The sequence below is a fragment of the Rufibacter immobilis genome (genome assembly GCF_003721565.1).
Classification (GTDB): domain Bacteria; phylum Bacteroidota; class Bacteroidia; order Cytophagales; family Hymenobacteraceae; genus Nibribacter; species Nibribacter immobilis.
Window position 1 is genome coordinate 1,424,260 of sequence record NZ_RJJE01000017.1, and the last position, 21,373, is coordinate 1,445,632.

Annotated in this window: 14 protein-coding genes and 1 tRNA gene; 7 read left to right on the plus strand and 8 right to left on the minus strand. The window is 47.5% G+C overall.

The features are described 5' to 3' along the window. Window positions 1-107: 107 nt before the first annotated feature. Window positions 108-3,251: an efflux RND transporter permease subunit gene (locus EFA69_RS18945; RefSeq protein ID WP_123134621.1), complete on the plus strand. Its 3,144-nt coding sequence runs from the start codon at window positions 108-110 to the stop codon at window positions 3,249-3,251. A 225-nt stretch (window positions 3,252-3,476) separates the two neighbouring features. Here the strand turns inward: EFA69_RS18945 and EFA69_RS18950 are convergent, their stop codons facing one another. Continuing rightward, window positions 3,477-4,847, minus strand: a complete 1,371-nt coding sequence (locus EFA69_RS18950) for a sensor histidine kinase (RefSeq protein ID WP_123134622.1) — start codon at window positions 4,845-4,847, stop codon at window positions 3,477-3,479. Then, window positions 4,844-5,527 carry a response regulator transcription factor gene (locus EFA69_RS18955; RefSeq protein WP_123134623.1) on the minus strand — a complete coding sequence of 228 codons (684 nt, stop codon included), beginning with the start codon at window positions 5,525-5,527 and terminating at the stop codon, window positions 4,844-4,846. Before EFA69_RS18955 ends, EFA69_RS18950 begins: the two co-directional genes overlap by 4 nt. Window positions 5,528-6,199: 672 nt before the next feature. On the opposite strand from EFA69_RS18955, the gene EFA69_RS18960 reads away from it, so the two are divergent. From EFA69_RS18960 to EFA69_RS18985, 6 genes are all read left to right on the plus strand, one after another. Continuing rightward, window positions 6,200-7,720: a catalase gene (locus tag EFA69_RS18960; RefSeq protein WP_123134919.1), complete on the plus strand. Its 1,521-nt coding sequence runs from the start codon at window positions 6,200-6,202 to the stop codon at window positions 7,718-7,720. Window positions 7,721-7,797: 77 nt separating this feature from the next. Continuing rightward, a complete protein-coding gene (hemA, locus tag EFA69_RS18965) occupies window positions 7,798-9,036 on the plus strand; it encodes a glutamyl-tRNA reductase (protein WP_123134624.1) in 1,239 nt (412 codons plus the stop codon). Window positions 9,037-9,049: 13 nt separating this feature from the next. After that, window positions 9,050-10,102, plus strand: coding sequence for a ferrochelatase (gene hemH / locus EFA69_RS18970; protein WP_123134625.1), 1,053 nt, complete (start codon window positions 9,050-9,052; stop codon window positions 10,100-10,102). A gap of 57 nt (window positions 10,103-10,159) precedes the next feature. Further along, window positions 10,160-10,681 (plus strand): ankyrin repeat domain-containing protein, encoded by a 522-nt coding sequence (locus EFA69_RS18975; protein WP_123134626.1) that lies wholly within the window; start codon window positions 10,160-10,162, stop codon window positions 10,679-10,681. 213 nt (window positions 10,682-10,894) lie between these two features. Then, window positions 10,895-11,434: an iron-sulfur cluster co-chaperone HscB C-terminal domain-containing protein gene (locus tag EFA69_RS18980; protein WP_123134627.1), complete on the plus strand. Its 540-nt coding sequence runs from the start codon at window positions 10,895-10,897 to the stop codon at window positions 11,432-11,434. A gap of 46 nt (window positions 11,435-11,480) precedes the next feature. Beyond that, window positions 11,481-11,564, plus strand: a tRNA-Leu gene (locus EFA69_RS18985). A 297-nt stretch (window positions 11,565-11,861) separates the two neighbouring features. Here EFA69_RS18985 and EFA69_RS18990 read toward each other — a convergent pair. From EFA69_RS18990 to EFA69_RS19015, 6 genes are all read right to left on the minus strand, one after another. Then, window positions 11,862-15,158, minus strand: coding sequence for a type ISP restriction/modification enzyme (locus EFA69_RS18990; RefSeq protein WP_123134628.1), 3,297 nt, complete (start codon window positions 15,156-15,158; stop codon window positions 11,862-11,864). Between the two features lie 606 nt (window positions 15,159-15,764). Further along, a complete protein-coding gene (locus EFA69_RS18995; RefSeq protein WP_148041418.1) occupies window positions 15,765-17,072 on the minus strand; it encodes a primase-helicase family protein in 1,308 nt (435 codons plus the stop codon). Window positions 17,073-17,131: 59 nt separating this feature from the next. Continuing rightward, the gene (locus EFA69_RS19000; RefSeq protein ID WP_123134630.1) at window positions 17,132-17,596 is read right to left on the minus strand and encodes a PH domain-containing protein; all 465 of its coding nucleotides are present in this window, start codon (window positions 17,594-17,596) and stop codon (window positions 17,132-17,134) included. A gap of 73 nt (window positions 17,597-17,669) precedes the next feature. Further along, the gene (locus EFA69_RS19005; RefSeq protein ID WP_123134631.1) at window positions 17,670-17,954 is read right to left on the minus strand and encodes a helix-turn-helix domain-containing protein; all 285 of its coding nucleotides are present in this window, start codon (window positions 17,952-17,954) and stop codon (window positions 17,670-17,672) included. A 57-nt stretch (window positions 17,955-18,011) separates the two neighbouring features. After that, the gene (locus EFA69_RS19010; protein WP_123134632.1) at window positions 18,012-18,785 is read right to left on the minus strand and encodes a hypothetical protein; all 774 of its coding nucleotides are present in this window, start codon (window positions 18,783-18,785) and stop codon (window positions 18,012-18,014) included. Further along, window positions 18,778-20,061, minus strand: coding sequence for a site-specific integrase (locus EFA69_RS19015; RefSeq protein WP_123134633.1), 1,284 nt, complete (start codon window positions 20,059-20,061; stop codon window positions 18,778-18,780). The genes EFA69_RS19010 and EFA69_RS19015 overlap by 8 nt, the downstream gene beginning before the upstream one ends. Window positions 20,062-21,373 lie beyond the last annotated feature (1,312 nt).

A 21,373-nucleotide genomic window follows, 5' to 3' on the forward strand; every position in this document is an offset into this window, starting at 1 on the left:
GTTTTCAGAAAAAGAGCCTCTAAACGGAAATCAGGCAAAACATACCAGATACTACTCCTTCGCCGCCGGCGAATGCCCTTTTCATTCTATAAAAGCAAGATTCCTTTATGAGTTCTTTTATCAAAAGTATCATCGCCTTTTCGCTTAAGAACCGGTTTCTGGTGTTTTTCATCACGGCCGGTATTGTAGTGGCGGGGGTATTCAGCTTTCTGCATACGCCCATTGAGGCCTTCCCAGACGTAACCAACACGCGGGTGCAGATCATCACGCAGTGGCCGGGCCGCAGCGCCGAGGAGGTGGAAAAGTTTGTGACCATTCCCATTGAGGTGGAGATGAACGTGGTGCCGCGCAAAACCAGCCTCCGGTCCATCTCGCTCTTCGGGTTGTCTGTGGTGACCATGATTTTTGAGGACGAGGTAGATGATTTCCATGCCCGCCAGCTGGTGGCCAACCAATTGGCCACCGTGAACCTGCCCGACGGCGTGGATGCCGAGATGCAGCCTTCGGCGGGGCCAACCGGCGAAATCTTCCGCTACACCTTGCAGAGCAAAACCAAGGACGTGCGCGAACTGAAAACCATTCAGGACTGGGTAATCGACCGTAAACTGAAAGGCGTGCCTGGCATTGCCGACGTAGTAAGTTTTGGGGGTGAGGTCAAAACCTACGAGGTGAGCGTAGATCCTAGCCTGATTGGCAAATACAACATCACCGCCCCAGACGTGTACGAGGCCATTGCCAAGAGCAACCTCAACGTGGGCGGCGATGTGATTGAGAAAAACGGCCAGGCCTACGTGGTGCGCGGCATTGGGCAACTCAACAACATTAATGAGATTGAGAACGTGATGGTGACCGAGCGCCAGGGCGTACCCGTACTCATCAGAAACGTGGCCACCGTCACAGAATCCCATTTGCCCAACTTGGGCTACGTGGGCCGCGACGAGCAGACTAATCTGGTGGAAGGCATTGTGGTGATGCGCAAAAACGAAAATCCCAGCGAAGTCCTGGATGCCCTGAAAAGCAAAATCATCGAACTGAACGAGCAGGTCTTACCCGATGATGTGAAGATTGTGCCGTTCTATGACCGCTCAGACCTCATCGGATTCACCACCAAGACCGTGACCCACAACCTGCTGGAAGGCATTGTGCTGGTAACCCTCATCGTGTTCCTCTTCATGGCCGATTGGCGCACCACCCTTACCGTGGCCATCATCATTCCGCTGGCCTTGCTCTTCGCGTTTGTGTGCATGCGGCTCAAAGGCATGTCGGCTAACCTGCTTTCCATGGGTGCCATTGACTTCGGGATTATCATTGACGGGGCCGTGGTGATGGTGGAAGGGCTGTTTGTGGTGCTGGACAAGAAAGCGCATGAACTGGGAATGCCGCGCTTCAACGCCCTCTCCAAACGGGGCATCATCAAGAAAACCGCCGTTGATTTGGGCAAATCCATCTTCTTCTCCAAGCTGATCATCATCACGGCCCTGCTGCCCATCTTCGCGTTCCAGAAGGTAGAGGGTAAAATGTTCTCGCCGCTGGCCTATACATTGGGTTTCGCTTTACTGGGGGCGCTTTTCTTCACGCTTACGCTGGTGCCGGTGCTGAGCAGCATGCTCCTGAACAAGAACGTGCGGGAGAAACACAATCCCTTTGTGAACTTCATCAACAAACACGTGTACCGGGGCTTTTCTTTCACCTATAGGCACAAGAAAGCGAGTATGGCGGTGGCCTTGATGGTACTGGTAGCAGGACTGTACCTGTTCAGGTTCCTGGGTTCCGAGTTTCTGCCGCAGCTGAACGAGGGGGCGGTGTACGTTAGGGCCAACATGCCCATGAGCACCTCGCTGCAACAGTCGGTGGAGATGACGGAGAAGATACGTAAAACCATTGGTGCTTTTGACGAAGTAAAACAGGTCATGTCCCAGACCGGCAGACCCAACGACGGCACCGATCCTACCGGCTTCTTCAACATTGAACTGCACGTGGATCTCAAACCCAAAGATGACTGGGAACGCAAGATCAGCAAGGAGGAGCTTATTCAGGAGATGCAGAACAAACTGGCCGCTTACCAAGGCATCAGTTTCAACTTCTCCCAACCCATCATGGACAACGTGGAGGAAGCCGTTTCTGGGGTCAAAGGCTCTATGGCGGTCAAGGTGTTCGGCGATGACCTGCAACGGCTGGAAGTGCTGGGCGACAGTGTGCACAGCGTTCTAAGGAAAATCGAAGGCATTGATGATCTGGGTGTGATCCGGCTCATTGGGCAGCCCGAAATGCGGGTAGAGCTGGACCAGCAGCGTATGGCCTCGTACGGTGTCTCCCCGGCAGATGCCCAGGCGGTGATTGAGATGGCCATTGGCGGCAAAGGCGTGAGCAGCCTGTATGAAGGCGAACGGAAGTTTGACATCCGGCTCCGGTACCAGCAGGAGTTCCGGAACAATGAGGAACAGTTGGCCAATCTGCGGGTGCCCACCAGCCACGGCGGCAACATCTCCTTACAGGAAATCGCCAAAATCAGTGCCGTCACGGGACCCGCTTTTGTGTACCGCGAAGACAACGCCCGCTTCATTGCCGTGAAATTCTCGGTGCGGGGCCGTGACCTGGGCAGCACCATTCAGGAAGCGCAGGAAAAAGTGAACCAGGCCGTGAAACTAGACAAAGGCATGCATTTGGAGTGGAAAGGCGAATTTGAGAATCAAATACGCGCCACCGACCGCCTCATGCAAGTAGTACCAGTAAGTTTGGTGCTGGTATTTCTGATTTTGTTTGCCCTCTTCGGCAATGGCCGTGATGCCGCCCTGGTGATTCTGAATGTGCCGTTTGCGTTGATAGGCGGTATTCTGGCGCTCTTGCTCACCCACACCAATTTCAGTATCTCGGCGGGAGTTGGGTTCATTGCCCTGTTGGGGATCTGCGTGCAGAACGGGGTGATCCTGATCTCGGTGTTCAAGAAGAACCTGGAGGAGAACCTGCCGTTGGCTCAGGCCATTAAAGAAGGCGTGGCCGAACGCACCCGCCCCGTGGTCATGACCGCCCTCATGGCCGCCATTGGGTTATTGCCCGCCGCCCTCTCTACCGGCATTGGCTCTGAGACGCAGAAACCCCTGGCCATTGTGGTCATTGGCGGGCTCATTAGTGCCACTATTCTCACGCTGCTTATTTTCCCGCTGCTCTTTGACAGCGTGTACAAGAGAACACTCAAGAAGAAACGGAACCGTTCTACCGTGGCCCGGACTGCCCACGCAGTGCCCGCCTAGCGAAGTTTAGATAGGTTAAGTTCTTTGTGTTGGTTCCGTTCTTACTTGAGCCAAAAGAGGTGGTCACTGGCCACCTCTTTTTTTTAGGCAAACCTAGTTTGGGCCTGTTTTAGGAAAAAGAGCCCCTAAACGGAAAAACGATTGATTTTTAACCGGCTGTTAAGTAGAGAAGACTTTAGCAGATCGTACGTAGTAAAACCTACCCTTTGAAACTAAAGGGGGGCATTAACTTGTCACCAAAGGCAGTACCATTGTGACCGTGGTGCCCTGGGTTTGGGAGGAAGTGAGTTCTATGCGGCCGCCGTGCAACCGGAGAATCTTTTCGGCCATGGTGAGGCCAATACCGGTTCCTTTTCTGGAACGGGCATTATGGGCGCGGTAGAAGGGCTCCATCACCCTGCCAATTTCCTCCTCGGGTATCCCAATTCCCTGATCTTGCACCCGTACCTGCACCTGCTGCTCCTGCCAATAAAGCGACACCTGCACCGGCTGATGGTCAGAGAACTTGGAGGCATTCTCCAGCACGTTCTTGAACGCCACCTGTAAAAAGCTTCTATTGCCCAGCACGGTCAGTTGCTCCGGGTTGGGTGGCAGAGAGGAAAGGTCCAGCAGAATCTGGTTTTGCGGCAAGGCATGGTTCAGTTCGGCTTTCACCTCCAGCAGCACTTCGTCTATGCGCACGCGTTCCTGCCGCACTTCCTGCTCGTCAAAACCCGTCTGGGCCAACATAATCAGATCAGTAGTCAGTTTTTCCAGCCGGTTGGTTTCTTTCTGGAGGGCTTGCAGCGAGGCTTTGTAGTCGGCAGGGCTGCGGTCTTGCATAAGGGTTACCTCCAATTCACCGCTCAGGGCCGTGATGGGGTTTCTGAGTTCATGCGAGGCATTGGCAATAAAGCTTTTCTGCATGTAGAAGGAAGTCTCCAGGCGTTCCAGCATTTGGTTAAACGTGTTCACCAGTTCGGCTATTTCGTCTTGGGTGTCACGCTCCTGCACGCGCAAATGCAGGTTGGCCGCCCGTATTTTATTTACTTCCTGCACAATGGCCACAATGGGCTGCAACACTTTACGGGCGAAGAAACGCCCCGCCAGCGCCATGACCACACAACCCAGCACCACACTAATAATGATGATCTGTTTGAGGTTGAGCAGCTTCTCACTGCCCGTCAGGTCTTTGGCCATGACAATGACGTAAAAATCGCCCTCATTGTCTTCGTACCAGATGCCTATGCCCTGCTTGCCATGCAGCCAGAACTCCACTTCGCCGTGTTTGTCTATGAGGTGGAAAATCTTGTCTGGGATGGTGTAGCCCAGTGAATCTGACACCACATGGGGTTGGCGCTCCTGGTCAAAGATAGCCAGGGTTTCTTCAGAGAGGCTTTGGAAGAATTTGCGTTGCGTCTTCTGCATGCGCTGCGAGGTGAACTCATCCTGCTCCAGGTACATCTGCGCCGAGACTACTCCCCGGTCAATCAGGCGTTGAAAATACTGGCGCCTGGTAAACTGCTCAGACACCAGATAGATAATGAGCCCCGTGATGACGAGTACCGCCGTAGTTAACCCAGTGAACGTAAGGGTGAGCTGTTTCCTGAAATTCATGCCGATTCTGGTTCTCTAAGCATGTACCCCATTCCTACCACCGTATGCAGCAGCTTCACCGGGAAGTCTTTATCTATCTTGTTCCGAAGGTAATTGACATACACGTCCACCACGTTGGAACCCAGGTCAAAGTTGAGGTCCCAGACATTTTCCAGCAGGTCAACGCGGGAGAGCACCTTGCCCTGCTTTTTCAGGAAGTACTCTAACAAGGCGAATTCGCGGGCGGTGAGGTTGATATCTTTGCTGGCTCTGGTTACTTCTTTGGTGTCTAGGTTCATGGTGAGGTCGCTCAGGCGCAATAGGTTGCCCGCTGGCTGGGGTTCTGCCCGCCGCGCCAGTGCCCGCACCCGCGCCACCAGCTCCCTGAACTTAAAGGGCTTAGGTAAATAATCATCGGCCCCGGCTTCCAGACCGTCCACTACGTCATCTGTGGTGCCCAACGCCGTGAGCAGCAAAATGGGCGTGCGTAACTGTTCCTGGCGCAGCTGCCGGCACAGGTCCAGCCCGCTGAGGTGGGGCAAGATCACGTCCATGACAATGACCTGGTATTCGTTCTGTAGCGCTAATTTCTTACCCATATTGCCGTCATAGGCCACCTCTACCTCATACGTCTGCTCCTGTAAGCCTCGCTTGATAAATGCGGCCACGTTAGGCTCATCTTCAATGACCAGTATCTTCATTCTTTCTGATACGCTTGTTGTTTCTCCCTTACCTCACTCCCATGCAAACCTGTAGCAAGCCCAAGGTAAAATTACGCAAATTAAGAGAGCAAACTGCTGCCAGTGATGGTTCTGCACTCCTTCTTCCAAATAAACGGCTCTCTTAATATATCTCAACCGCAGGGCACTTGAAGGGCAATTCTAACTTTCTGCCACAGCAGATGTAGGAGCAACGCGTTCTCACCTACACTCTGGTTTTTGCCTAATTTCAGAAAAACGGCCCCTAAACGGCACCACAAGTGAACACTTGCATCATAGAAGTCTTTTAAGGTTGATAGGGCGAGGACTTATAACTGCGCGTTATTAAAGCAGTTGCCACATTACCTACCCCTCCAAGGAGGGGAATCATCTGCAAAGTTGGCAGGAGAAAGTCCCCTCCTTGGAGGGGTAGTGGTGGGTATCACAGTAGGGCCGTAAACACTGCAACTTGACCAGTTGTATAATCTTTTAAAAACACTACCCCCCTTCTCCTCTACAAGTTTTTTAGCCCAACAGAGGTTCTGCATCTATAAAGTAAAGAACTAATTAAAGCACCTCATCACTTTAATCTATCATATCATCTTTATTATCGATTTGAACAATAAAGCCCAACCTAGCAACTTTGGTGCATTGATCTATTTTACTAAACCCAAAATGCTAAAAAAATCCTTACTCTTATTAACCTTCCTGGCTGGTAGCCAGCTGGTTTTTGCGCAGAAACCCCTTACTACCAATACCGGCGCTCCGGTGGGGAACAACCAGAACTCCAGAACGGCCGGTGAGAACGGTCCGGTGCTGTTGGACGATGTGCACCTGATTGAAAAACTGGCTTCTTTTGACCGCGAGCGAATTCCCGAGCGCGTAGTACATGCCCGCGGGGCCGGGGCCTTCGGGGAATTTGAGAATTACGCCGATAACTCTGCGTTCACCAAAGCTTCTTTGTTCAATTCGCCGGGGAAGAAAACACCAGTGTTTGTACGCTTCTCCACAGTAGTACACGAGGCCGGTTCACCAGAGACTCTGCGCGACCCACGGGGTTTCGCCGTTAAGTTCTACACCGACCAAGGCAACTATGACCTGGTGGGCAACAACCTGCCAGTGTTCTTCATCCGGGACGCCATCAAGTTCCCAGACATGGTGCACTCGTTCAAGCCGTCGCCTATCTACAACCGCCAGGACAACCACCGCGTGTTCGACTTCCTGTCTAACCAGCCCGAAAGCACCAACATGCTCACCTACCTGTACCAGGATTTGGGTATTCCGGCCAACTTCCGGCAGATGGATGGTTTTGGGGTACACGCCTTCAAATGGGTGAACGCCAAAGGCGAAGTGACCTACGTGAAATACAAGTGGACCTCTCAGCAAGGCGTAAAAACCCTGACTTCGGCGCAAGCCGCCCAGGTGCAAGCCACTAACCACAGCCATGCCACCCAAGACCTGTACGCTGAGATCAACAAAGGCAATTTCCCAGCCTGGGAGCTGTCGGTGCAGATGATCAAGCCTGAGGACCTGGACAAGTTTGACTTCAACCCGCTGGACCCTACCAAAATCTGGCCAGAGATCATTGCGCCGAGCAAAAAGATTGGCAAGATGACCCTGAACAAAGTGCCCGACAATTTCTTTGAATCGGTGGAGCAGGCCGCGTTTGCGCCCGGTACCCTGGTACCCGGCATTGAGCCCTCAGAAGACCGTCTGTTGCAGGGCCGCGTGTTCTCGTATTTTGACACCCAGCGTTATCGTTTGGGCGGCAACTTCCAGCGCATTCCGGTAAACGCCCCTAAAGTAGAGGTGAACAGCTACAACCAGAACGGCGTGTTGAGCAACCGCACCACGGCATCAGACGTGAACTACCAGCCCAGCACGGCCAATCCGTCTTTCACAGACAATGCCCAGTTCCACTACTCTACCCAGAAGATAGACGCCGAGACCATGCAGCGCGCCATCAGCAAGCAGAATAACTTCCAGCAAGCTGGTGACCTGTACCGTTCCCTGTCTAAAACAGAGAAAGAGCACCTCATCAGCAACCTGGCTGGCGACATGAGCCAGATCAGAAGCAAAGAAGTGCTGAACAAAATGGTGAGCTATTTCTACCAAGCCGATGCCGATTACGGCACGCGCCTCATCAAGGCCCTGAAACTGGACAAAACCCAGGTACAGGCGCTTACTTCCAAATAATCTACTTTACCATACAGAACAAGCCGGGTGGTCTCTGCCCGGCCTGTTCCACCCTTTTCACCTAAGATGCAACACACGTGAACACACTGCAGGCCCTTTCCCTTTCGCACCAGACCGCCGCTGTCCAGTACAGAGAGGCGCTCCAGTTTACTGACGCAGAAGCGGCTGCCTTTCTGCAAAGCCTACAGGAAAAATCGTTGGTGGCGGGAGCTGTCCTGGTAACTACCTGCAACCGCACCGAGGTTTATTTTGAGGCGGAAGGCCCCTCTACCGCACAGGTGTTGGAGGAACTGCTCGCGTTTAAAAACATTGGCAAGCCAGAAGTTTATCTATCCCTGTTCCAGCACTTCACCCAAAGCCAGGAGGCGTTCCGGTACCTGCTGGAAGTGGGCATAGGTTTGCGCTCGCAGGTACTAGGCGACCGCCAGATCATTGGCCAGCTCAAAGAAAGCTACGGGCGAGCCAATGAACTGAAGGCCACTAGTCCCTTGCTGCACCATGCTTTCCAGTCGCTGTTCAAAACGCACAAGCGCGTGCATAATGAAACGTCTTTCAGAGCGGGTGCTTCCTCGGTGGGCTACGCGGCCCTGGAACGGGTCACCGATTTCTTCCCGCGGCAGAGCCTTGCCCAGAAGAACCTGCTTATCATAGGCACCGGCCAGTTGGGCACCGATGTAGCCAAATATGCCGCCTCCTTCGGGTTTACCCACATCACACTCACCAACCGCAGTATAGAGAAAGCCGAGGCTCTGGCCTCAACCGTAAATGGACAGGTGCTCCCTTTTACCGACATGGAGGGACAGCTAGAACGGTTCGATGTGATGATCTCCTGCGTGAGCGGCGGCCAGGTGATTTCCCTGCCTACGCTGCAAAACCTTCCGCAGAAAAAACGCGTGCTGCTGGATTTGGCCGTGCCGCTCAGCATTCCCGCCGAAGCGGAACTGATCTCCGGCATCTCCCTGGTGAACATGGACGACATCACCAGCCGAACCCAAGCCGTGCAGAAACTGCGCGAAACCTCCATTGCCGATGTGCAGCGCATCATAGAAGAAGAGGCGCAGGAATTTGAAGCCTGGCTGCAGGATTTACCCGTGGCCCATACCCTGCAGGAGCTGAAACGCCTGTTGGCCCACGTGGTGGAAACCGAAGTGCAGCACCGAATCAACAGCTCAGGCGACAAAACTCCTTCCCCTGCGCTGGCGAACACCACTTTGAACCAGTTGCTCCGCAGACCTGCCGGAATCCTGAAGAACACCCAAGGCTCTGACAGAAAATTGCTGCTGGAATCTTTGCAAACCTTGTTTCAACTCTCTTAACGCTGCACCTTCCATGAATGTGTCCAATAAAATTGGGGTCCTGCTCGTAAACCAGGGCACCCCAGACAGCCCGTCTGTGCCCCATGTGCGCAAATACCTGCGTGAGTTTCTGATGGACGAGCGGGTGATAGACCTTCCGTTTCTGAAGCGCTGGCCGCTGGTAAACCTGCTCATCGCTCCGTTTCGGGCTCCTAAATCAGCGAAGTTGTACCAGCAGGTCTGGACTAACGAAGGCTCACCGTTGAAAGTGTACGGCTACCGCTCCGCCCAACTGCTGCAGGATTCTTTAGGAAAGGATTACGTGGTGAAGCTAGCCATGCGCTACCAGAACCCATCTGTGGCGCAGGCCTTGGCAGAGCTGAAAAAGGCGGGCGTGACGGAACTGGTCATTGTGCCGCTGTACCCACAGTACGCCTCGGCCACTACCGGTTCTGTGTACCAGAAGTTCATGGAACTGCTGCAAGACTGGCCCGTGGTCCCGCCTCTTCGGCTGGTGCCGCAGTTCTGGGAGCACCCGCAGTTTGTGCAGGCTTTTGCGAAAATTGGGCGAAAGCACCTTCAGCAACAGAACTATGACCACGTAGTCTTCACCTACCACGGTCTGCCGGAGCGCCAGTTGCATAAAGACGAGCCTTTCAAAAGCTGTACCGAAGCCAATTGCCAGCACACGCTCCACGCCGGAAACCAGAACTGTTACCGCGCCCAATGCTACGCCACCAGCCGGGCCATAGCCCTCCAATTAGGCATAGCTGAGGAAAATTACACTGTCTGCTTCCAGTCCAGATTAGGGAAAGAGCCCTGGCTCCAACCATACACCGAGGACGTGGTGCAGCAACTTGCGGCCCGGGGCATCAAAAACGTATTGGCCTTCGCCCCATCCTTCGTGGCCGACTGCTTGGAAACCACCATAGAGGTGGGCGTGGAATACAAAGAGTTGTTTGAGGAACACGGCGGCGAGCACTGGCAACTGGCGGAAAGCCTGAACGATGATGCTACCTGGATTTCCTGCCTGCACGCGCTGGTACAACCCCATCCCTCAACCGCTGACGCCCTGAAGGCTGCCTGAATTTAACCCGATCAGAATACATAAACCCTGTTTTTAACCCGATTTTCGAAAAACACCATGAAAACGCTCTTACTAAAACTTTGCTTCTTCTTATTACCCGCGGCCGTCTTCGCCCAGGGCACTGATCTGATTTCCGTAGCCAGAACCGGCGACGTAGCAGCTATTCAGAAACTGCTCCAGAGCAAAGCCGATGTGAACGCCACCGACCAGAAAGGTTTTTCGCCTTTGATTATTGCCGTCTATAACGGCCATGCCGAGGCCGCCGCTGCGCTGCTCAAAGCCGGGGCTAACGTCAACCACCAGGATCTGACCGGCAACACCGCCTTGATGGGGGCCGCTTTCAAAGGTGAACTGGCCATTGCCCAACTCTTACTGGAGCACAAGGCTAACCTGAACCTGCAGAACGGCAACGGCGGCACGGCCCTTATGTTTGCCACCATGTTCGGGCGCAATGAGTTGGTAAAGCTGTTCCTACAAAATGGTGCCGATGCTTCGCTTAAAGATCAGCGCGGCTTGACAGCACTGGCCCTGGCCGAACAGCAAGGTAACGTTGAGGCCGTAGCTTTACTGAAAAAGTAAATTCCAGAGTTTATTCCTTCAACCTCACTAAATGCCGTGGCCTTGCCCGGCATTTTTTTGTCACGCATCACTGGTTAACTCAAAAAGCCGTTTAGCGGCCGTTTTTCCGGAATCAGGCCAAAACTGGAACAAATTAGCGGGAATGGAGTAATTTTACCCGGTGCTGCCTTGGTAGCGCGTCTCTTCCCAACCTGTACTATAACCAAGTAGCCCATGAACTACTTCCAATTCTATGACCTCCCGGAGAGCTTTCTGCCCGATGAGAAAGCCATCCAGACCAAATACTACGCCCTAAGCCGCGAATATCACCCCGACTTCTATACCCTGGAACCGCAGGAAAAGCAGCAGGAGACTCTGGAGAAGTCCACGCTCAACACCAATGCCTATAAGACGCTGTCCAACTTTGACCGCCGCATGCAGTACATTCTGGAGCAACATGGCCTGCTGGAAGAAGGCGGGCAGAATGACTTGCCACAGGATTTCCTGATGGAGGTAATGGAGCTGAACGAGCAGTTGATGGAACTGGAAATGGACTACGATAGCGTGCAGTTCAAGATTGTCTCAGACCAAACCGCCGAAATAGAGGGTTTCCTGAAGGCTTCTATCTGGCCGGTGCTGGAATCCTATGAAAAATTACCGCCTGACACTCAGGAAGAAGCCCTGAAACAGGTAAAAAATTACTACCTAAAGCAGCGCTACCTCTTGCGTATAAAGGAATCATTGAATAAGTTTGCATCCTCTTCTGACAGATAAAGCGTTTAGCGCCTCATTTTTCAGAATCTACCGAAAAGGAGCAAATGCCCAGGTGGCGGAATCGGTAGACGCGTTGGTCTCAAACACCAATATCTTCACGGATGTGCCGGTTCGACTCCGGCCCTGGGTACTTTTAACAACTAAAACCCGCTGATTATCAGCGGGTTTTTTGTTTTAAAGGTGGCAGAATTGGTGGCAAAACATGAGCAGAAGTAAATAAGACTGTTTTTGTTTAACTTGTGGTTCTTGGCCAAAGCATTTGGGCAGACGTAGCATTACCTGGCAATGCAAAAGGCCTGAACAGCCAAGATGTGGTTCGAGTCCACCCTGCCCACAAAAAAGCGCGGCCTCCGTTTAGGGGCTGTTTTTTTAAAATTAACCCAAAAACGGAGACCGCGCCTACAATTGCCGCGTTGCCAGACAATGACTAGACGTGAACGCCTTTTTTCTCGGGCTCTAACACCTCATCTATCTGTTCCATGACTTCTGCGGTTTTGTGCAGGGCCACAATCATGCGCTGGTAATGCAAAATATCATCAAACTCTAGCGTACGGCCTTTGCGGTCTTTGAGCCATTTCTGGGCGGGTTGGTAGCCGCCAATGTAAAACTCCCAGGCCGTGAGCGGCACCTGTTGGAAGAACTGGGTCTCATTGATATACACGCGGCCCATGGGGTACACGGGGGTGACCATGCTCACCGCGCCGCCTTTGCCCAGCACCTCATAATTCTCTTCAAACCTGATTTTGGTCACCACGTTGTCGCCGCCAATGGGGTATTGGGTGATGGGTTTCTGGACGGCGGGGTGCTCCAGCAGGTGCAGTTGGCGCAGTTCCTGGCCCAGGGCCACCAGTTGCCAGAATTGGTCTGTGTCTTGCGGGTAGGGCACGCGGGGGAAGTCTATTTTCAGGAATTCTTTGTAGCGGGCGCGGTAGCCGGGGCTGTGCAGCACGGCGTAGATGTAATCCAGCAGGTCTAGGGGCGCGAAGGTTTGCCGGAACTCAGCGCGTACTTCGGGGCTTTGCGCGAAGCAGGTTTCGCCTTCACCTTCTTTCTCGGGCACGAAGGTGAGGCCCAGCCCCTCGGCAATTTTCTGCACGGTTTTGGGGTCCAGGTTGGGTGTTCGCGCCGACTGCAACCCGTCTAGTTGCTGTTGGTTCGTTTCGGGGTAGAGGTAGAGGGGGAGAACTGTTCCACCTCCTCTGTAATAAATATTTTGGTCAGAAATGCTGTTAGTTATAAAAACGAGATTCCATTCCATAAGGCCAACTGCTTGACCTTGCCTTCCTGTAATGATTGCATAATTATCTCCTTGACGGAGATTTTTCATAATTCTGTTTTGGCTATAAGCGAAGAACCCTTTTGGAGAACCGGTGAAATATGTCCATCTATTATCGAAGGGCCTATAAACGATAGATTTGAAGTTTTTCTCTGAATTGTTTGTTTGTAAATCCTTGATTGCCTTATCTAATACCCAATCGCGGCTATCAGATTTTAAGCCGTATTTGTTTTTTAATTCGGAAACAGGAAGATTTCTAAAATCATTTATTCTGTCTTCTAAGTCTTTTTTATGAAAATCGATAGTAATGGAATCATTCTTAGAAAGTACACCTAATGAATTCTCTTTAAAAAGGTCGGTTAGACCGAATGAACCTTCAAGATTCTTATCTGCAATATTAAGCGGCGTAAAAAGATATTCAGGAGAGGATGATTCTATTTCAGAAAAATTCAATGATTTAAGACTGTTATCATTTAAGAAGTCATATTTCATTTCTCGTTTACCGAACAAACTGAAATGAAAAACTCTGCCTAATTCGCCTTGTTTCTTCTTCCCTGTTTTCACAAACAAATTGATAGAAACGCCTTGTTGAATATCAAACACATTCACATCGGCGGAGCCGTCTGGGGCGGTTTCTTTTTTCTTGCTGTTGCCGTGTAAGTCAAGCGTGTAAATCTTGTCGTAGGTCTTGAGCAAGTTCCAGCGCATTCCTCTGAACGTGGGGTTATCCAGAAAGCCGTGCGGGTTGATGAAGGCCAGAATCCCCTCGCCATTTTGTTCAATGAAATGTTGCCCGAAGCGCAGGAACTTCACGTAATCATCGTTTATGAATTTGGAGTTTTTCTCTTTCAGTTTCTCCTTTCCGCCGGGCTCCTTTTTATAGTCCTCCATCAAGTCCATAATCCACTTGCCCTTGTTCTGGCTCTCACCAGAGTACGGCGGGTTCCCCAGCACCACCATTACGGGCGTTTCGCGTTTGACAGCGTTGGCTTGCATGGTCTCGTCTGAGAGCCACGAGGCGAAGAGACTGAGCTGGCTGGGCACGGCCTCTTCCAGGCTGTTGGTGAGGTACACCTTAAAGCGGCGCGGGTTCTGAGGCACGTAGCCGGTCTCCTGCAAGAGCAAATCCAGCTTGAGGTGGCACATGGCGTAGCTGGCCATGAGTATCTCAAACCCGTTGAGGCGCGGCAGCAGGTGCTTTTCTACGTACTGGCTCCAGATGCCTTCCTGCCCCTCAAAGCGCTGGTACACGTGCTTCACCACCTCAGCCAGGAACGTGCCCGTGCCCGTGGCGGGGTCCAGCACCTGCACCTTGTGCACGGTCTGCTTGCCTTTCTTTACATTGTCTTTCGTGCGTTTGTCAATGAGCTGGGTGGCAACTTCAATCTCGGTGGTTTCTGTAGAGGCCAGTCCGTCTTTGAGGTGGAACTCGGTTTTAAGAATGTCATCTACGGCGCACACAATAAAATTCACCACCGGTTCTGGCGTGTACCAAACGCCGCGGCTCTTGCGCAGGGCGGGGTCATACTCGGCTAAGAACGTCTCATAGAAATGGATGATTGGGTCATGCGTTTGGGTGCTCTTCCCGAAGTTCTTGAGAATCGCCTTGATATCTGTGGCTCTAAAAACATCTGCCAGCGCGTCTACAATCCATTTGATGCGGTCGTCAATGTCCGGACCCGCAATATACCCGAACAGCTTGCGCAGGAACGGATTGGTTTTGGGAATGAGCTCGGCGGCCTCTTGCCGTGAGAACGTGGGCAGCGTGGGGTCATGCAGCCGCGCCGCGAACATGCCGTAAGCCACGGTCTGGGCATAAATGTCTGAGAACTCCTTGGCCGTGATGTCATGCAGCAGAATCTCTTTGAACGCCTGCAACTGCTCCTGCAAGGTCTGGTTTTCATACGTATCGCCTTCCGCGCTGAGCGCCCGCTCAATAATTTGGGCCAGGAACTTGGCCTTGTCGGCCATCATGGTGGCCAGCTTGCTAGGCGATTTCAAGGTAACGCCCGTGAACTGGCAGAAGTCAATGATGAAGGCCTCAAACAGCTTGAAGTTCTCCGGCAGCGGCGTTACCTGCCCATCCTTGATTTCGGCAATCTTGAGCGTGGTCACCAGTTCGCCTTCCTTGAACAGCCAGAAATCCAGATAATCAGTGATGATGAGGTTGCTCAAACTGGCTTTGTAGCGGTCAAACTGCTCTTTGTAGTCCTTGCTGTTCAGCGGCCTGCCCAAATCCTTCGCCTCAATGTAGCCCACCGGAATATCTTTGCGCGTGATGATGTAGTCTGGCGCGCCGCAGGCCACCCGGGCCGGCTCATTGGTCACCAACACGTCATCAACAATACTTTCCAACAGCGTCTGCAAGTCGCCCCTATAGCTGTGCTCTCTGGAAATGCCGGTCTGATAGCGGGTATTGATGCGGTCTAGGTATTCTGCGATGGTCATGTTGCAACAGATTGTTGAGCGGTAGGTAAAGATAGAATATTATGCCAGTACAGTCCTAAGCACCAACTCTATATTCTGACAATGTTATTATTCATACCAATCCTAGGAAAAGAGTATGATATTAGACCTTGAGGAGAAACTAATTGCAAACTAAAAACAATAACTTATTCTGCATCTACAATAAAACATTAAGCAACAGTAACGTTGCAACATGTTGCAACGTTACTGTTGCTTAATGTTTTCAATATGTTGCAACAAAAGAAGCAAAGTGTAAAAACTACATTAAACCATTAAAACACTAAACCATATAGCCAGAAGAATTAGAACGAGAAACTGTGTATGTAGCTAAGCTCCTCAAATATTAAAATATCAGGACAAGAGAAGTATGCAGTTTCAAATAGAATCTAAAATTTCTGTTGAAGTGTTGACATCGACTCAATTCACTAAATATAAGGCTATTACTTATTATACTTCTATAATTAAGATTGTTGATCTATGTTGAAGTGTTGACTGAGAGTTGATTAATAGTTGACAAGCGCCAATTTCACAACCTTCTATGGACCAAGCAATTAAAAATTATATCAGGAGTTATTCAACTAATAGTTACTAAGGCTCTAGCTTTTCAAGAGGAATCAAATAGAACCTTCCTTTCTTAGCGTTTACAGACAAGGTCATTTTAGTATTAGCGTTTCCATCTGGAACCTCAACCCACTTGTACACTTTATAAGAACTATTCACAGGTTGCAAACCCCACTTTTCACAGATGACCTTCCTGATCTCGCTTATCCCATAAATCGCTTTTCTACCATTTGCCAAGGTTACCAGTTCAGCAATCTCGTTTAGTGTCAGCTTTAACCATGGGTCTGTATCTCCTCTGCTTATGATCTCGTCATTGAATTCATAGTAGTAGTCTTTGATAGTATCAACAAGCAATTTCTCCATATTGCTTTTACAGCCCCGAATGGTCACCTCCAAGTCAGGAGTCCATATATCTTCTACTCTATGCCACATCCTAGTCATAGGTGTAGGAGTATGCATTTTTCTGTCTATCAAAAACCTTAAGAATGCAGGAATTTCCTTTTCAAGTTCCTCTATGAAGTTAACATTGTCATGCTTTAACGGCTTGATATACCTTACCCAATACCTGATTTCCTCCTCTTCAATTGGCAAGAAGTCCTTTACATTATTTGACGCAAAAACGAACTTGCCAAAGAATTCTGTTTCTATCTTATCCTTTTGCTTTGCCTCTGTTTTAAATACTGTAGTAGTTGATAGGTTCTTAATCCGTTCTGCGGCTTTCTTGCTATCTATGAATGTCTCATCAATTCCAATTATCAACTTTGATGTCCAGTCACTGTTAAACTTACCCTCTATATCCTCACTATTTATTCGAGTGAGATTTTTCCCGAATATCAGATTTAACCAATTCAGGAATGTGGTTTTCCCAGTATTCCTTAAATCAGATACAAGGCATAGTATATACAGTTTTTGTAATGGCTTAGTATAGAGGAGTTTCAGGTAATCTAATCCTATCTCTAGCTGTTCCCCGAAAATATGGCCTAGAAAGTTTAAAGTATTGGGTATTGGAGATGACACTAACGAAGGACAAAACTTTAGCGGTTCGTATAGGTTATAACAGCCCTCTATATCTCTCTCATACTTTAAATGCTCAGGCCTGATTACAAACGCTTTATACTTTTCCATCTTGTGGAGAATAATTTTGGATTCCTTACTATCATAATCTTCCATGATAGTAATCCTTTTCCATGGATCAAGTCTTTCTCCGAGATACTTTCCTGGTGTCGCCGCTGGAACAATAATTTTTCTGAAATAATTAGTACCAACCTTAATGTACTCTTCATGAGGCTCCATAAAAGCTCTCCCCTCCACTGGTGGTTTTCTTTCAATTTTCATTAATCTATTGCTGTGATTATTATGGGCCGTTTCCTTAATAATTTGATTACCTATTTCCATCAGGCGACTTCCTTTCCATTAATACTTAAAACTGCATCATCTGTATACCCCAGCTTACTTAAATCATTCATTAATTCAGCCTGAGCCATATTGCAGAGTCTATCCACCTCCTGCTTCGTTCTGATTTTAACAAGCTCATCAATTTCAATTCTCTTACATATCGTCATTATCTTTAAATAAGAGTTCAAAGTTCTTACTTCTCTTTTTAGGTCTTCAATTTTACGTAAACAGATTACTCTCTCATGATCTATCATGATCGCCCTAGCAATAAGAAAATGTAGATTTTCATAAGCTTTTAGGTAAGCATTTATCTTATCAGCCCACTTTAGCTCTATATTTTCTTTTTTGTAAATAGAGGACTTGTATCTGTCTAAGTCTTGCTTATCTGCCTTGATTACTTTATTAAACTGGAATAAAGATTTCCTAAGGGCTTCTTCTATTTCAAAAATGTATGCGTTATCCATTTTTAAATTCGGTTTTTTAAATCGCCATTGATACACATTGTTCTATATGTATAAGACTAATCTATCACTAGAACTATTTGAGCAATTCTGGTGTCACCTGAGCTATTTTTAGAAGTTCAGATTTATAATAGAAAACAGTTCTGCCTACTTTGTTAAAAGGTATAATTCCTTTCTTCTGCCACCTAATGATTGTAACTGTTGTTACACCAAATAGTGCTGCAGCTTGTTTCTGGCTTAGTTTTTCACCTTTCTCTTCTTTTGAATACAAAGGTTTAGCTCTAAGATATTTATCAATGTAATCGTCTAAATCCCGCTTGGTCATTGAAATGACTAAAATTTGGTCGTTCTCAGTTTTCATATTTTGTTAACTTTTTTATTTTTATGTAAACATTTTATTTAAAAAAAAAGCAGCTAACTATCCGCTAAGCTCTTCTATTTCAGTTATAACTGAATGATACATTGCTTCAAATATTTCCTCCATCGCAGGAAGTTGTTCCATTGTCATAACATTCTTCTTCTTAAGAAATGAAATAAATTCCTGAGTATGATTATCCCTAAACCAGTAAAAAGTTAAATTCCCTCTATAGGCTTTAAACCTATCATCATAGTCAAAATTGAGATGTAAAAACTCAACAATATTTTCATGTGCGATCGTAAAGCATTGTATATATTTATTTTCAAGCACAGATGCTACAAATAATTGGTTTTGTTCCCCAAGCTCTGTCAAACCGCCTATCAATTCATAATAAGGCTTTTCCCAATCAATTATGTAAAAAGGCTGGGGATAGAATTCTCTCATCATTTCTCTAAGCAAGTCCCTACCCTTCTGAGCAATAAACTCAAGCATATCTTCAGTACATACTTCATAAATAGGGGTAAAAGCCTTAAGTGTAAAGTCATTTCTCTCAAAAGGTCTTAAGAAAGTTATGATATCGTGGATGATATTATGTTCCAGGGCTAGTGCTTTACCAAGCCCAAGGTCGTCCCCTCCTGTCAATGAGTTATCAAGATCTTGCTGTGATACCTGTAACTCAATGTCAGTTACCCATGCTATCTTATTAGCCCGACTTCGCATTCTGTTCACCTGCCTCTTAACAGTCACTTGAACATAAATATAGTGGCGGTCACTCCTGTTTTCCTTATTTGATAAACTTTTATTCAAATAATGCTTAACGGTTATCTTACCCATTCATTTTCTGCTTTTGTTCGCGCGCTTTCTTATTCCAAGTCCGGTTCAATTCACTTACCTGGAACGAATCAGTAATATTGATGTACTTATTGAAATTAGCATCTTTCTTGTGTCCAGTCATACTCTTCAACGCCTTTAAGTTTACATTATCCTCTATGGAAAGGGTTGTAAAGGTTTTTCTTGCAGTATGTGAGGTTATAAGTTCATATTTGGGCAAAGTTATTTCAATTGCCTTGCCCCCGGAGTACTTTGTTATTGTTTGAAGTTCCTTTATACCAACTTCTTTACAGCAGTCTTTAATCATTTTATTAAATTTAGGCTCAGGCACCTTAGGCAAAGGATAGTAAGGAGAACCCTCGTACTTTTTTAGAATGTCTAAAGCAAAGTCATTTAGATAAATCTTCATCTTCTCCTTAGTTTTTACAATAGTCTTCACAATTGCATTATCCTTAATATGACCTATACTTAGTGTCTTTAAGTCAGAGTATCTTAATCCAGTAAAGCACCCGAAACAATAGATATCCCTCACACGGCTCGATCTTTCATCTTCAAACTCATAATTATTGAGAATCATCAGCTCCTCAAACGTTAAATATATAATATCTATGTCCCTTTCAGAGGCCTTGAACTTCTTATAGACATCGAACCTGTTCAGCCCCCTTTCTTGCGCCCAAGAAAGAAAAGTCTTCAAAGATGCAACAAGTGCAGCAAAGTAATTATCAGAACAAGCCTTTTTCCCGTTTTCTACCCTACCTATGAATGCATACTTCTGCAGTTTATCATAGAATTCTAAATTTATACTGTCAAACCTCAATTCATATTTTTTAAAACTCTCAAACTCTTTGTAGAAGTTAAGGGCTGTGTAATGCTTTTTATAAGTCCTTTCTGCTTTTGAGGACTTATACATTTCTGTGAACTCAGCAAAAACCTCGAAGAAGGATCTATTTCTTACAAGCGACAAAAATTTTTCGTTTAACTGATTGTCAACATACTCCTTAGTCAACCTGATATCATTCAAAAGAGCATCGTTGAAGATATCCTGCACCTTCTTTCTGTACTTGTCAAGCGTTGCATTATACACTTCATGGTTGTTCTCAGGTTCTCCTTTCAGCGGAGGCTTCACCTTGCTTTTCACAGTGCTCCAGTGATTTGGCTTTGTTTTGATCTTTAGTTGCCTCCTGATTCTTACCCCATCAAAGGTTAATATCATCATAACAGGACATTCTCCTCTCTTGTCTTTTTTACTCTTGAGGAGGTTGAAGCTGAGATTTGCCATAAAAACTTTTTACCTAAGAGTTTGTGTTTGTTAATAATGTTTACAAATATAAAAGAATGTAAACACCATTAGCAAGTCTTGTTACATTAATATTTTCTAAGCTTATCAGATGTTGATTGCTAAGCCTTGCAACTTTGGGCATTCACAACTGGTAACCTTAAATAGTAATGGCTGCTCCTTACTCAATCCTGATTTTAGTATAATGACTGTTTCATCGAAAGCATTGCTCCCTGTTGCTGTTCACATTGCTATCTGCTGCCAGTCCTCGTTTCTAGAACGGTACAGGCTTAAACCCAATTCAAATTGATCCAGCAGACCATTTTGATGACAATCGAAAAAGTATACCTAAGAAAGAGTGGCAGGTTTCTGAGACTGAATGTTAAAGTTTACCGATAAGGCTATCTTTAGCTAATGCCTCACATTGCATAAACTGGTGAAATACCTGAACTAACGTTGAAGCTCGTATAATAGATGTATAACTCGATTCACAAATCAGCTGGTTGAAATTGGATGTAAGAAAATCCTATAAAGTTCAGAGAACAACTAGATGCAATCCTCAGCAACGTTGAAGGCAATGTTATAATTTCGTTGCCTTCAACGTTGCTGAGGATTGCATCTAGTTGGGAAATGATAAAATACAAACTTTTCTACTTCACTAATTGCAGGTCTGTTTCTACTAAGTTGAAAGAATCTTGTAAACAGGAACTGACTAATGTTCAACTATAAAAGCAAAAGACAATTTTTATATTCCTTCAACCGAAGATTTCTCCAAAGTTATACACTGATCTGCTTTCAGTACGTTGCCAAACGTTGCAACAATGTTGTTGCAACGTTTGGCAACGTACTGAAAGCAGACAATGCGTTAACTCTATCAGCAGGCTCAACTGCTTTAAATCCAAACTTAGTCATACTAGGCTGTGTCTGAAAAATGGCGAGGCAGTGCCGTTTTGGAGCTACTTTTGGAAAAGTAGCTCCAAAACGGCGGCCTAAAATAAGCGGTAGCGGCAGAAACTAGCCCAGGGGAACCGGATAGAAAAACTCCAAAAGCATTTTTCAGACACAGCCTAGTTCTATAATCATGTCTTAATGAAAAACATTACATTGGCACTTTCACCCACAAAAAAGAATACATATTTGTATAATTTATCTAACCCAGCTCCAGCCATTCGTATTCATAACCTTGATGAGTCTTTCTTCATCCTATTGTTTCATTAAATTATTTAAATAATAAAGATTGGTTTTTATTAATCATACAGTTAATTGAGACAAAACCTGTGACAGTTAGTTATTATAACATATTATCTAGGCTTGT

What these genes read in the sequence shown, in the direction of transcription:
- EFA69_RS18945 (WP_123134621.1), top strand. Translation starts at nt 108, where the DNA reads ATGAGTTCTTTTATCAAAAGTATCATCGCCTTTTCGCTTAAGAACCGG.
- EFA69_RS18950 (WP_123134622.1), bottom strand. Translation starts at nt 4,847, where the DNA reads ATGAATTTCAGGAAACAGCTCACCCTTACGTTCACTGGGTTAACTACG.
- EFA69_RS18955 (WP_123134623.1), bottom strand. Translation starts at nt 5,527, where the DNA reads ATGAAGATACTGGTCATTGAAGATGAGCCTAACGTGGCCGCATTTATC.
- EFA69_RS18960 (WP_123134919.1), top strand. Translation starts at nt 6,200, where the DNA reads ATGCTAAAAAAATCCTTACTCTTATTAACCTTCCTGGCTGGTAGCCAG.
- hemH (WP_123134625.1), top strand. Translation starts at nt 9,050, where the DNA reads ATGAATGTGTCCAATAAAATTGGGGTCCTGCTCGTAAACCAGGGCACC.
- EFA69_RS18975 (WP_123134626.1), top strand. Translation starts at nt 10,160, where the DNA reads ATGAAAACGCTCTTACTAAAACTTTGCTTCTTCTTATTACCCGCGGCC.
- EFA69_RS18980 (WP_123134627.1), top strand. Translation starts at nt 10,895, where the DNA reads ATGAACTACTTCCAATTCTATGACCTCCCGGAGAGCTTTCTGCCCGAT.
- EFA69_RS18990 (WP_123134628.1), bottom strand. Translation starts at nt 15,158, where the DNA reads ATGACCATCGCAGAATACCTAGACCGCATCAATACCCGCTATCAGACC.
- EFA69_RS18995 (WP_148041418.1), bottom strand. Translation starts at nt 17,072, where the DNA reads ATGAAAATTGAAAGAAAACCACCAGTGGAGGGGAGAGCTTTTATGGAG.
- EFA69_RS19000 (WP_123134630.1), bottom strand. Translation starts at nt 17,596, where the DNA reads ATGGATAACGCATACATTTTTGAAATAGAAGAAGCCCTTAGGAAATCT.
- EFA69_RS19005 (WP_123134631.1), bottom strand. Translation starts at nt 17,954, where the DNA reads ATGAAAACTGAGAACGACCAAATTTTAGTCATTTCAATGACCAAGCGG.
- EFA69_RS19010 (WP_123134632.1), bottom strand. Translation starts at nt 18,785, where the DNA reads ATGGGTAAGATAACCGTTAAGCATTATTTGAATAAAAGTTTATCAAAT.
- EFA69_RS19015 (WP_123134633.1), bottom strand. Translation starts at nt 20,061, where the DNA reads ATGGCAAATCTCAGCTTCAACCTCCTCAAGAGTAAAAAAGACAAGAGA.